The organism is Pandoraea cepalis, assembly GCF_902459625.1.
GTDB lineage: Bacteria > Pseudomonadota > Gammaproteobacteria > Burkholderiales > Burkholderiaceae > Pandoraea > Pandoraea cepalis.
In genome coordinates, this window is sequence record NZ_CABPRY010000024.1 from 1 (window position 1) to 11,768 (window position 11,768).

The following is an 11,768-nucleotide window of genomic DNA, read 5'->3' on the forward strand; positions in this document are numbered from 1 at the left end:
CCAACTCCTCATCTGAGCTGAGGAGCCATTATCCCTAGATTTGATTGGTACGAAATTTTCAGGACAGGTCAAAGGCACGGTTGAGAACCCACCAGGCGATGCCATGCTGCTTCGTGGACTTATCGGCCTTGAGTGTGTCTATGTGATAAATGGTTGCCTTACCTATGCCATCAATCTCTACTTCAACCACGGACAGGCAAGCAGAAGGTATGTCGTTGAAAGTTATCTTCGTTTCGTTGAGGAAAACTTCGAAGGCAGGGTTCGCAAGAAAGCGACTTCCAAGAAGCTGGCGGGCTTGCTCGTTGGAAAACTGATGATAGGGAATCTCCCCGCATCCGCGAATTTCGGTTCCGTGTCCAGCAACACCTTCAGGTATGTGTTCCAGTTCTTCGAACACAAGTGGGTTACTGGGCGTTCGGGACACCCTGACTGTGAACTGCTCGCCATCTTTTTTCGATGTGACCTGATATGCACCGGCAAAGCAAAAGCTTGCGAATCGTCCCTTGCCGTTCCTGCCAAAGACTGCGCGTGGAGGACCTGAGACATCGGCCGGTGGTTCGGTTGTGGGGCCGAATTTTGCGATACGATCATAGGACATGGCTCGCCAAATGTATTGAAACTCGGCCAGAGTCATACCTTTGCCATTGTCCGTAATGCTGAACTGCACATTGTTCTTGGCATCAGGAAGGGTTATGTCTACTTTTGTAGCATAAGCATCCCAGGCGTTAGCAACGAGTTCTACGATGGCCGTGCTCGGGGTGGTGATAATTGCCCCCGCCCAACTTTCAAGAAATCGGTCTTCATAAAGCAGCCCTTGCGTGTCCATCGCGTTCCCCGATATGGTTCTGTTAGAGCGTGGGAGCCTCAATCAGTTGGTGTTGCGCTTCCGACCTTATTCCACAATTTGGCGCGGAATTGACCATTATCTCGTCGCTATCGCGCCACCACATCCTCAATGTCACCATCATACCGATAGTGAACAATCTCACCATTGATGAGTAGCTGAACGGCCATTTCTATCGCGGCAAGAGGAGCAACAAACCACTCTCTTGGCTGGATGCGCTTGCCGTTCTTGTCCACGACTGCAAGATCCAGACAATTCTTACCGAAGAATGCATGCAAGAGAGATTCGAACTTCTGAACATTAACGTTGTAGCACTCAAACGCTGTGACGATTCGAACAGGTGCCATCAGGTAGGTAGCTTCCTGCGATGCATTCCTGACTCGCTCTTCTACGGGCACGGTGGAAAAGCCAATCTTGTACAGATTCTTGATGCCTGCAATCCCTGGCTTCGGGCTCAAAGAGGTCACGATATAGATGTAGCCTGCAAGCTTGTCATCGCCGCCGAGACTTGCGAGGTCTTCTAGTGCCTTATCCTGGTGATCGAGAATCCTGCGGCCGGCTTCGTCCTTATATAGCTCGGTTGCTAGAGAACGAAGAAGCATGTTTGACTCGGTGCCATTTTCAAAGATACATCGCAACCGTGCATTGACCTTGCCTTTCTTGGCTTCCTTCTCACCGACATGTGCCACATAGGCCATTACGCCATGAAGGATGAAAAAGTGGCCGACCTGGATTTGCTGTTCGCCTGTGAAAGCCCTAGCTTCCCTGATCCCACTCGCCAATTCCTCATGACAGGTCTTGAACAGTTGCTCAAAGTCTTCGAAGTCTTTGCACGGTTTGCGCGACGCGATGGTTTCGGGCATCTCGATGCTGGCCGGCACATGCCTGAGCTTGAAAATATCCTCGTCGGACGAACCCAATAACCCCATATCGTCATCGTTGAAAACATCGGCTATGGAAGTGGGCGTCACCGTAAGAAGGCCGCATTCATCAAAGGGAAAAAGACTCGTTCTCTTGTCTTGGCTGGCCCTCAAGCCAGCAAGCCTGCTGTGCAATCTGAATTCGGTCATGTCCTCTTTATTGGCTTCCGGCTCGCGCTTGTGCTCCAGGTAGAACTGCTCGATTTCCTTAAACGAGTTGAGAAGTCGTTCATCGGTTCCCAATGCCTCGCGCTTGGACTTGACATCAAGCAAGCCCATATCGTCGTCAGCGATAAGCTTGAGCAAGTCATCCTTGTTCATATACCTTCCTGACGGCGCGCATTGCGAAGATAAATCAGAGCCTCACCCATGCGTGCCTCAATCGGATCGGCGGAATTAGAGTTTGGGGGTCTGCCATGCTCGATATTAAATGTCTTGATTTTGGGCCATAGCAACATTGCTTCCTCGGATGACATGACAATGCGTGTGGCGTCGATGTTTTCCTGGATGAGCTTAAGGACACCGGCTGTCAGGGACTTAGACAGGATTTCAAAGGCAGACTGGAAGGGGTTGATACGGTCAATAAGATCGATGTGCAGATCATCAATATTGACGAATTTTCCTGCCATCTTAATAAATCGCCTGTCACCATCTTCCTTGTACTCGCCGCTTTTGAGAACAGAGTCGGCTACGATGTGTTGCCGGACAGTCTCAATCTCTTCATCGGAGAGTTCGGGGTAGCGAATCTTGATGATTTTGGGAATAAGAACCTTGTTGATTACCTCTGGGTCGACATTGCCAGGCATCGCCTTGAGCATCGTGTCGTCCTGAAGAATCACGGCCTTGAGGTCGTTGAGATCAGATTCAATAATCTCCCGGACGCGACCGGACGATGGCTCCTTGAAGCCCCCAATTTTGACTTCGCCAGGACCTGCAATGTCGTCCTCTGATGTCTTGGTCTTGAACTTGAAGTTCGGGGCAAGTACCTGCTCCATGAGAAGAGAACAGGTGATCGCCTTGAGCATGTTGTTGACGGAGAGCTTTACCAACTTGTCCGTGGCATCGGGTTGAGCAATCAGGTTGGTAAACTGCGCATGCGATTTGTTGTCGCTATCTCGGGTGCATCGTCCGATAATCTGGATGATTTCAGTGAGCGAGCCGCGATAACCAACAGTCAGGGCATGTTCGCAGAACTCCCAATCGAAGCCTTCTTTTGCCATCCCCAAGGCAATGATGATGTCTAGGTCATCTGCACTTTTGATGGTCCTAAGGTGGCCTACGATCTTGTCTCGCGCTCGTGCATCGTCCTGCACTAGGTCTGCAACCTTTAAGACTTTCCCATCACCATGACGCTTGATATGAATGACGCCAGTGTGCTCATCCTGGTAGTCTATCGTCCCGATGATATCGAGAATCGCGTCTACCTCGTTGTATTTCCCCTCTAGGGTCGACTCACCTGAACGCACGCTTGGGATATGCAAAATGGTCTTCTTGTCTGTATCCAAGACTTCACCAATGGCGCTCAGATACTTGCGCGTATAGAAGTGATAGCCGATACCCAGGGACTTGAGGTAGGTGTATCCGTTTAGCTGCTCGTAGTAGTTGTAGGTGACGCGGGTGAACTTGCTTTCGTCCTCTGGCAAAAGAACAGGAACACTGTCGCCTCTGAAGTAGGAGCCCGTCATGGCGACGATATGAACGGTTGACTGTTGCATGATGGAACGCAACAGGAAGCCTAACCGGTTGTCAGCATCGGCAGACACATGATGGAATTCATCAATGGCAAGCAGGCAATCGTTAAAGCTGTCCTCTTCAAGAGCCTCAAACGAATATCGGAGAGTGGCGTGGGTGCAAACGAGAATCTGATCGTCGCCTTTCATGAAGCGAACAAAGGCATCGACCTTCCCGCTGTCCCCGCCTGGCGTACAGAGGTTGTTCTCGGGCTTTACCTGCCAGTCTGCAAAAAAGCCAAACTTTGACAGGGCAGTGGACTGAAACGAGTTGCCGATAGAGCGCTCTGGAACGGCAACGATTGCCTTCCTGACGCCTTGATTGTGCAACTTGTCCAGCGCAAGGAACATGAGCGCTCGGCTCTTGCCGGATGCTGGAGGCGCCTTGAGCAAGAGATACTGGTTGTTTCGCGCCTCAAAGGCCCGGGCTTGCATTTCGCGCATGCCCATAGGGTTGGTCTTGGTGCTTTCCCCAGTCTGCTGATATGTGACTTCAAAGAGATTAGGCATCTTCGGTCTCGGTCATTTTTTCGTAGAGTTTGAACAACGCCTTCAGTCGCTCTTCGTCGTTCTGGAATGCAGTTTTCTGGTAGCAAGATTCAATGAGAGCATCAAGACTGCGGTGTGCCTCCAGCAATTCGGCCGGCATCAGTTTCGGGTCATAGAGGTCAGCTATGACTAGCTCAGGATGGTTCTCGCGCGCCGCTAGAATCTTGAAGGTGCATTCGCGGATTTTTTCACGCATCGCATCTGCGATAACCGGGAAGGGGAAATTGTTGTAGGCGATGATGTTGGAGTACCGCACTCGGGAATCTAGTGTCCCGCATGTGGCCTTGGTCCATAGCATGTGCAAGCGTGAGGATACGATGCCGAACACAAAGGCATCGGCATCATAGATTACCTGTGCAGAATGGATGGCGATGTATGAGCGGTCAAAAAATCCAACCTGAAGGTAGTCCCTGCGTTCAGAGGATGTGCATGGAACCAGCATCATTGAACGGGTCGCTGTGCGACGATAGCGGAACTGGTGGGATCGTTTCACCAAAGTTCGAGCGACATCACCACCATCTTCTCGGAAGGCCTTAACCTGCTCGATGCGTTCAGCAATCGGCGCAATGGACAGCGCTTCATCAAGCTCCTCGTCTTCAATCCATAGACACCAGCGCTCTTCGTTGTAGAGGAATTCGTTTCCTCCCGTGAGCTTCTTGATGAATTTGGCCGCGCTTGGGTAGGCTTTAACCAGTGCATCTTTTTCGGGCGTTTCAAGCTTCAAGAACCCGCCATCAAGGGGCATGTTGCCGTAGACCATCTCGGGTAGATCTGAGAGTATCTGATTGGACTTGTAGATGATGGTGTTGGATGAGTCGGTCAGGTAGGGACCGATATTCTTCGCTGGAATTCTTTGACCTTGCAGATAGATCCATTTCGGGTCTTTGCTCGCTGCCCGAAGACCAATCACCACGCAACTGACGCCTGCCGTGTTTTTTGCGTTGTTGCCCCATTTGAAGCTCTCATAGGCGAAGCCGATTTCCGCATCCTGGGCGAAGATGTGAGGCCAGAGGAGTCCTACCTGGTCGCCTTGAACGATGGAATTGGTCGTAACGAACCCGGCCTTGGAACTGGTGCCAGAGATGTAGAGCGCAGCGAGGTAGAACCAGCAAGCTATAAAGTCCAGGTTCTTGTAGTCACGGCTATGGGCGAAAATGGTGGCAATCGAGCGCTTCTGCTCGGCGTTTTGTTTCTTTGAGCCAAGGTAAGGTGGATTGCCCAGAATGTAGGTGTCGCTGTCTTCATCCACTGGGCATACTGTCTGCCAGGCAACAGTCGTGGCATCGCCACACACAATACTGCCACTTGGTTTCAGGGGAAGTGTGGGATTAGCCTTGCCAAAGCGTTGCATGAAAACCAGGTTCATCTGGTGTTCCGCAAGCCATAGGGAAAGCAATGCGACCTCATGAGCGAAGTCGTCTAGCTCGATGCCATAGAACTGAGAAAGCCTGATGGTGGATAGGCCAAGATCAATCTGCTTTTCGTTGACACTGATTTGGTTCAGTATCTCCATCTCAAGCTTGCGAAGCTCCTTATAGGCAATGATGAGGAAGTTTCCCGATCCGCAAGCAGGGTCGAAAATTCTGATTTTTCCAAGACGAAGTAAAAGCTCGCGAAGCTTGCGAGTGTTTGTCCGGCTCTTTTCAAGTTCTTCGTAGAGGTCCCTAAGAAACAGCGGGTCAATCACCTTCATGATGTTGGTCACGGAGGTGTAGTGCATGCCCATGTTGGCGCGCTGATCTGTGTCGACCACCGCCTGAATCATAGACCCGAAGATGTCGGGGTTGATTTCTGACCAGTTAAGCTCGGTGCCACATTCAATAAGGACGGCTCGTGAGCGAGCGGAAAATTGTGGGACTCGATGCTCCTCTGCGAAAAGTCCACCGTTCACATAAGGGAACTGCCGGAAGTATCCTGGGTACTTGGTGCGGTCTTCCGTGTTCAGTATCCGGAAGAGGTTTGCCAGGTAGTTGGAGAGATCCTTGCCGTCTTCCGCAGTGTGTGACTGGATGCAGTTGCTAAAGAGATCCTTGGGAAAGATGTCGGTGTCTTCTGCAAAGAAACAGAAGAGTAACCTCGTTAGGAATACATTGAGGCTGTGCAGGAAACGGGCATCTTTGGTCGGGTTGTCCAGCCGTATCATGTCAAAGAGCTTCGCCATCTTCTCGGCGGCTTTGACATCTGCGGGGCTGTCAGGGGTGTGAGTTGCTTTCTCCATGCCTGCCCACGGTAGGAAAAACTCAACATAGTTGGGTAGCTCGGGGAAGGCGATCTTCAGCGTTTCCTCGGTGCGTGTGTCTCTGGCAACCAGCGTGTTGAAGTCGGTAGCGATGATGAAGCGGGGCTTATGCTTCAGGACGATGTCGCTATCGGCATGCTCCTCGATATACGAGTCCAGTTGGTCATGCTTTATGAATTTGTAGAGTACATTGTTCTTCCAAAGAACTTCGTGCTCGTTTTTCGAAAGGTTGTAGCTCGCATGCCCCTTGGCCTGAAGGCGACTGATCGATGCCTTAGGCTTCCCGAATGCCAGTAAAAAATCTGCCAGGAAGTCTTGCTGTGTCGAGTGCAAGAGGACGTTCTTAACGTTGTCTTCTATTTGTGCGATTTTCATGCGGTGCATTCTCGTAGTTTGTGGCTTGGTCTCGTGGCCACTGGCCAGTATCCCAAAATTCTAGCCCAATGGCAGCCAGTGATAGGCGCCCAACTGCGGAGTGACTGGCGAGCCGGGCACTCAAATCAGGTTGGGTGGCGCGCAGCAATCGGCGTTGGTGTTCTGCTTCGAGTTTCGCTGTGACAACGGCGAACCGCTGCGCGTGACGTTCGCGCTCGATTGGTGCGACAGTGAAGCTATCAACTGGGCGGCCGCGATGGCAACCCATAGCGGCGATATCGTTCGGGACGTGATGCTGGCTGCCGTGGAAAATCGGTTCGAGAATGTGCTGCATACCGAGTCCCAAAGCGAGTGGTTGAGCGATAACGGCTCGGGCTACACGGCGCACGAGACGCGTCAGTTTGGAGCAGCCCCCTGAAGCTCCGGACACAGTCTCCCACTTACAATAGCGGGTAGGCATACGACTGTGTTTTTGACTAACAATAAGCACGAAGTGATGGAAGTGTTGACGGGGCCGGAGCGCCGGCGGCGGTGGTCGGCGGAAGAAAAGCTGGCGATGGTGCGGGAGAGTTTCGAGCCTGGCAAGACGGTCTCGATGGTCGCGCGTCAGCATGGCGTGAATCCGAATCAGCTGTTTCATTGGCGCAAGCTGCATCAGGACGGCGGCTTGTCGGCGGTCAGTGCCGGCGAGGAAGTGGTTCCGGCCTCGGAACTCAGCGACGCGCTCAAGCAAATCAAAGAGCTCCAACGGATGCTGGGCAAGAAGACGATGGAAGTGGAAATCCTGCGCGAAGCCGTGGAGTATGGCCGAGTAAAAAAATGGATTGCGCGCTCGCCATCATTGCCGGGGGACGACCAGTGAAGCGGGTCTGCGACGTTCTCGGTGTAGCGCGCTCGAATGTAGCGGCAAAGCTCGCACGGCCTGCTGACTGGCAGGACGGGCGCGCGGCCCGGGAAACGGATGACGTGGACTTGGTCGAGGAAATCCGCTTGTTCATTGCCGACTTGCCGAGCTATGGTTACCGACGCGTATGGGGCCTGTTGCGAAGTGAGCGGGAAGCCCGGTGCGCCGCTCCGGTCAACGTCAAGCGGGTGTATCGGGTGATGCGCGTTCACGGCCTGCTGCTGCAGCGCCGAGCACGGCCACCACGCTCTGAGCGACGACACGACGGCAAGGTCGCGGTAGCAAAGAGCAACCAGCGTTGGTGCTCGGACGGCTTTGAGTTTCGTTGCGATAATGGCGAGCCGCTGCGCGTCACGTTCTCGCTGGATTGCTGCGACCGTGAAGCGATGAGCTGGGCGGCGACGACCGGCGGCCACAGTGGCGATGTGGTGCGCGACGTGATGCTCGCCGCCGTCGAAAATCGTTTTGGCGCCGCGCTGAGCGCGCCGGCTGAAATCGAATGGCTGACGGATAACGGTTCGGGCTATACGGCGGACAAAACCCGCAGCTTTGCGGCGTCCATCGGCTTGAAGCCGTTGACGACGCCGGTGTGCAGCCCGCAGAGCAACGGCATGGCGGAAAGCTTCGTGAAGACGATGAAACGTGACTATGTCGCCTTCATGCCGAAGCCCGACGCGGCAACGGCTGCGCGCAACTTGGCCATTGCATTCGAACACTACAACGAGAAACATCCTCACAGCGCGTTGAAATATCTCTCGCCGCGCGAGTTCCGACGCAGGACCGATTCATCAACCTTAGTGTGAGGCGGTGTCCGGAAGTGCGGGGGCAAATCCACATGCTAAGTCCGCTACCCATGAGCTTTATGGTCGAGTCAGGTTGCCTATGCGGCTCTTCGACAACAAAGGGTGGGGAAGGGTGATGAGGGGAGAGCAGAGTGGTCTGGTGGTTGCCTAGTTTGAGTTCAGGCAACGTGGGCAGCGAAGAATGGGCGGATATACACCGTAACCCATTGAACTTGCTGGGCATTTTTGTGGCGTGTGCGGAGCGGAACCTGTGGGCAGCGGATTATTTCGCGGTTGCCTATAGGTTGCCTGGCTCGTTTTTCAGCTGCGCGGAAAAGAAAAAAGGGGCTACAGTTTCCTGTAACCCCTTGATCTTACTGCAATTCTTGGTAGGCCGTGCGGGATTCGAACCTGCGACCAACGGATTAAAAGGCTTGCGTAAACCCGAGAAAAATCATGACGTTGTGGCGTGCATCCTTCTACAAATGTCTTAGATTGGGTCGCATTACGAACCCTGCCAGGCTTAGCGCCCGTCGCCAGTTGTAGATGGCCGGCGCACGCTACACGGGCGATTTAAGTAGATCCAGCAGGGCAGGACGATCCTCTTCGGGCAGGCCAGCCACAATAGCGCGAACCCGCACGTCAAAAAGCCTATGGAACTCAGCCTGGACCCACATCCCAGCAATCGTGTGACAGTGCATATCGTGATCGGTCACTTCAATATCGTAAAAGGTTCGCGGATGCGTGAGTCGATTGCGTGCTGACTTCGCAGCCAAAAAGTCCTGAAAATCTTCGCCACCAGATGAAAGCTTGAACTCGTGCAGGTTCCATACCTTTGCCGCTAAACGAAAGGTGCGCTTGATATTCGTATCCAAGGGCAGGAATTTTCCCGATTCCGTGTTCCCAATTACGTGGAGTGGACCAAGTGTTTCCCTTTCCTTGTCGCTCAACTCCCCCGCATACTCTCCTAGACGGATAGTGCTTCGAAGCTCCACTTTAACGGCCTCGACGAGCGCCTCTATGTATGAGAAAACGGCACGAACCACGCATCTGCGAAGGTATTGGGACTCTCTATCGTTTTCCAACGTGGCGTAAGCGGAATCGATGTCCGCGCGAAGCGCTTGCAGAAGGTCGTGTGATCGGATAAAGCCTTCACCTTTGTCGATCCGAGGAGCGCCTGGCATGTAGATTTCTCCGAGTGCTAAATAACAAGTCCATCGGCGGCTGATGTTACCGCAAATGTTTAAGCCGCCCCCGGTGGGCGTCAACTATGGTGGATAGCGGCTGACGTCGCCAAATGGAAGGCCGCTGCAAGGTTTAGATGATGATGGTGGGGACGTCCCGATGCGCAACGCAACGGCGGTATACGTGCGGAACGGTCCGAAGGTGCATCGATGGTCGTCGGAGGCGTTTTCGAGTGGGCACAGTGGCGATCACGGCAGTTATCATAGTGTGGCTACCCTGACGGTACGTACGTAACGTATGTTACGAACTGGAAATTGCTCCATGGGGGCTGTGGTTATGCACACCAACCGACCATATCCAACGTGGTTGCAGCGCTTCGGCCGGTTGCAAGTGTCTCTATCGAAGTGGTTTGACGCGCTCCCCGATTCGTGACCGAACGTAGTGCTCGGTCATGCTTCGGCTCTGATGTCCAAGCAGTTTTTGCGAGTGCCCGATGTCCCCGGTATCGCTGGCGGACTTCGCTCGGATATCGCGAAACTGGAATGTCACGCCCGCAGCCTTGCGCGCACGGTCGAACCTTGAGCGCAGCTCGAACTGGCTTACGGGTGTGCCGTCGTCGTTCTGCAGCAGACTCGTGCCGGTCATCTTACGCGGGCGCGTCATAATCCGCTCGATGACGGCCTGTAGTTCGCCCTCAATGGCGATGCGCAGATGCTTTCCGGTTTTGTTCTGGACAATGTGCAGGTGGTCGCTCCATATGTCTGCACGGTTTATCTTCAGTACGTCGGCGGGCCGCTGGCCGGTCAGATAGGCGACGTCCATTGCATCCTGCAGGGTAGGGTGCGCAACGGCGTATACCGCTCGGAATGCCTCATCCGTGACATAGATATCCCGCCCGCTTTCGCGGAACCCCTTGACCCCGGCGCATGGATTCGGGGCGTTCGTGTATCCCCATTCCCGCGCCTTGTTGCATATGTGACTCAGCAGCGCCTTTTCCCGGTTCGCGCGAATCTTGGCTGTTTCGCCCCGAATGTCCAGGTACTGACGGACGTGAACCGGCGTGATGGCGTCAACCGGCATGCGCCCAAACACCGCCTTGAGGTTGTCCAGTTCCTTCATGTTGTCGCTGCGCGTGCGCGGTGCCTTCGTTGGCATTACCTCCTTTACGTACCTCCGCGCCACCACGTCAAAAGTCCTGTCATCATCAAGAGCTGGTTCAGCCTCAATTTCCGCCCACTTCCGCCGCGCCTCGTTGATGTCCGCACCGAGCGGCGTCCATTTGCGAGGAAGCGAAGTGCCGACGTGATAGAAGCGTCCGCCCTTCTCATGCATGCGCGGGGGCAGGTTGTGGTTCTTCTGTCGCTTACGCCCCATGTGCTACCCCTCGCGTGGTTCGTACTGCGCGAAGTGCCTCAAAGCGCGGTGCAACGGTATCAGATGCTCGCACGTCAGGCTCGCGCTGCGCCCCGCCAAGCCGCACCTCGAAATAGCTGCGCGCGACTTTCGGACGGTGCTGCGAATCCTCCGCGTACCTCCACCCATTCGCCCTCAGCCATTCGATCTGCTTCGCCGCGCGGACAAAACCCGTCAGTTCTTCCAGTTCTTTTTTCGACAGGAACATGACTCACCTCGTCCGCAAACCGCACCGCATACGGCGGCCCAAACGGCGATGCGCAATCATTCGCCCTAGGCGGCCCATGGGGCGATAGTGCTTCTTCATGTTGCGGATAATGTGCCCGCGCAAGCGCGCGATATTCGCGGTCACGCCAACAGCGACGTTGAGCTTGAATTGCTTTCTCACGCTGCAACCTCCCGCCTGGTCGCAACCTGCGCTTCTTCCCCAACGGGCACAGGAAATGCGTATACGTCCGCCGTGTCGATGCTCTCCAGTAACCCAGCGATCCGCTCGCGCATGGTTTGCAGCTCTTTCGTGACATGGCCGTTCTTGAACATGCGGCGCAGCTCCGTGTTTTCGGCCTCCAGCTCCTGTATTCGTGCCTGTAATTTCTTGTTCTGATCTTCGACCCCGCGCGCCACTGCCATAGTTGACGCGTGATGCACTAGGTCCTCATGCGTAAACCGAATATCTGGGTATTCGTCGCTCGTCAGATAACCCCTACCATTGCGGTAGTCAACGTACAAATCACGAAAGCCGTCTCGACTCAGAGGTGGCTTCGCTCGTTCGGACAGTCTTCTGAGATTTTTAAGTGGAACGTCCGAGGCAATCATGCTGCCGATTT

The 11,768-nt window shown here is 54.1% G+C and carries 9 protein-coding genes and 1 pseudogene; 2 read left to right on the forward strand and 8 right to left on the reverse strand.

What is annotated here, in order from left to right; translation table 11 throughout:
- Window positions 1–58: 58 nt before the first annotated feature.
- The 4 genes from PCE31107_RS23135 to PCE31107_RS23150 form a co-directional block, all read right to left on the reverse strand.
- The gene (locus tag PCE31107_RS23135; protein ID WP_150610781.1) at window positions 59–826 is read right to left on the reverse strand and encodes an ATP-binding protein; all 768 of its coding nucleotides are present in this window, start codon (window positions 824–826) and stop codon (window positions 59–61) included.
- A gap of 107 nt (window positions 827–933) precedes the next feature.
- Window positions 934–2,085 (reverse strand): GIY-YIG nuclease family protein, encoded by a 1,152-nt coding sequence (locus tag PCE31107_RS23140; RefSeq protein WP_150610782.1) that lies wholly within the window; start codon window positions 2,083–2,085, stop codon window positions 934–936.
- A complete protein-coding gene (locus tag PCE31107_RS23145) occupies window positions 2,082–4,004 on the reverse strand; it encodes a DEAD/DEAH box helicase (protein ID WP_150610783.1) in 1,923 nt (640 codons plus the stop codon). Before PCE31107_RS23145 ends, PCE31107_RS23140 begins: the two co-directional genes overlap by 4 nt.
- Window positions 3,997–6,657 (reverse strand): DNA methyltransferase, encoded by a 2,661-nt coding sequence (locus PCE31107_RS23150; RefSeq protein WP_150610784.1) that lies wholly within the window; start codon window positions 6,655–6,657, stop codon window positions 3,997–3,999. The genes PCE31107_RS23145 and PCE31107_RS23150 overlap by 8 nt, the downstream gene beginning before the upstream one ends.
- A 134-nt stretch (window positions 6,658–6,791) precedes the next feature.
- On the opposite strand from PCE31107_RS23150, the pseudogene PCE31107_RS23155 reads away from it, so the two are divergent.
- Together PCE31107_RS23155 and PCE31107_RS23160 are read left to right on the forward strand one after the other, a co-directional pair.
- Window positions 6,792–7,060: pseudogene (locus PCE31107_RS23155) on the forward strand (DDE-type integrase/transposase/recombinase); the annotation flags it as partial.
- Between the two features lie 93 nt (window positions 7,061–7,153).
- Window positions 7,154–8,364 (forward strand): IS3 family transposase gene (locus PCE31107_RS23160; protein ID WP_150610789.1). Its coding sequence is split into 2 segments (ribosomal slippage): window positions 7,154–7,469 and window positions 7,469–8,364, totalling 1,212 coding nucleotides; the frame shifts between segments, so codons are not numbered across the junction.
- A gap of 539 nt (window positions 8,365–8,903) precedes the next feature.
- On the opposite strand, the gene PCE31107_RS23165 is transcribed toward PCE31107_RS23160, so the two are convergent.
- The 4 genes from PCE31107_RS23165 to PCE31107_RS23560 form a co-directional block, all read right to left on the reverse strand.
- Window positions 8,904–9,527 carry a hypothetical protein gene (locus PCE31107_RS23165; protein WP_150610785.1) on the reverse strand — a complete coding sequence of 208 codons (624 nt, stop codon included), beginning with the start codon at window positions 9,525–9,527 and terminating at the stop codon, window positions 8,904–8,906.
- A gap of 397 nt (window positions 9,528–9,924) precedes the next feature.
- Window positions 9,925–10,902 carry a tyrosine-type recombinase/integrase gene (locus PCE31107_RS23170; protein WP_150610786.1) on the reverse strand — a complete coding sequence of 326 codons (978 nt, stop codon included), beginning with the start codon at window positions 10,900–10,902 and terminating at the stop codon, window positions 9,925–9,927.
- Window positions 10,892–11,149, reverse strand: coding sequence for a DUF4224 domain-containing protein (locus tag PCE31107_RS23175; RefSeq protein WP_150610787.1), 258 nt, complete (start codon window positions 11,147–11,149; stop codon window positions 10,892–10,894). The genes PCE31107_RS23170 and PCE31107_RS23175 overlap by 11 nt, the downstream gene beginning before the upstream one ends.
- Before the next feature lie 176 nt (window positions 11,150–11,325).
- A partial coding sequence (locus PCE31107_RS23560) for a hypothetical protein (protein ID WP_217425229.1) occupies window positions 11,326–11,768 on the reverse strand: 443 nt, incomplete at its 5' end.

Coding starts and splice junctions, on each gene's coding strand:
- PCE31107_RS23135 (WP_150610781.1), bottom strand. CDS start 826: ATGGACACGCAAGGGCTGCTTTATGAAGACCGATTTCTTGAAAGTTGG.
- PCE31107_RS23140 (WP_150610782.1), bottom strand. CDS start 2,085: ATGAACAAGGATGACTTGCTCAAGCTTATCGCTGACGACGATATGGGC.
- PCE31107_RS23145 (WP_150610783.1), bottom strand. CDS start 4,004: ATGCCTAATCTCTTTGAAGTCACATATCAGCAGACTGGGGAAAGCACC.
- PCE31107_RS23150 (WP_150610784.1), bottom strand. CDS start 6,657: ATGAAAATCGCACAAATAGAAGACAACGTTAAGAACGTCCTCTTGCAC.
- PCE31107_RS23165 (WP_150610785.1), bottom strand. CDS start 9,527: ATGCCAGGCGCTCCTCGGATCGACAAAGGTGAAGGCTTTATCCGATCA.
- PCE31107_RS23170 (WP_150610786.1), bottom strand. CDS start 10,902: ATGGGGCGTAAGCGACAGAAGAACCACAACCTGCCCCCGCGCATGCAT.
- PCE31107_RS23175 (WP_150610787.1), bottom strand. CDS start 11,149: ATGTTCCTGTCGAAAAAAGAACTGGAAGAACTGACGGGTTTTGTCCGC.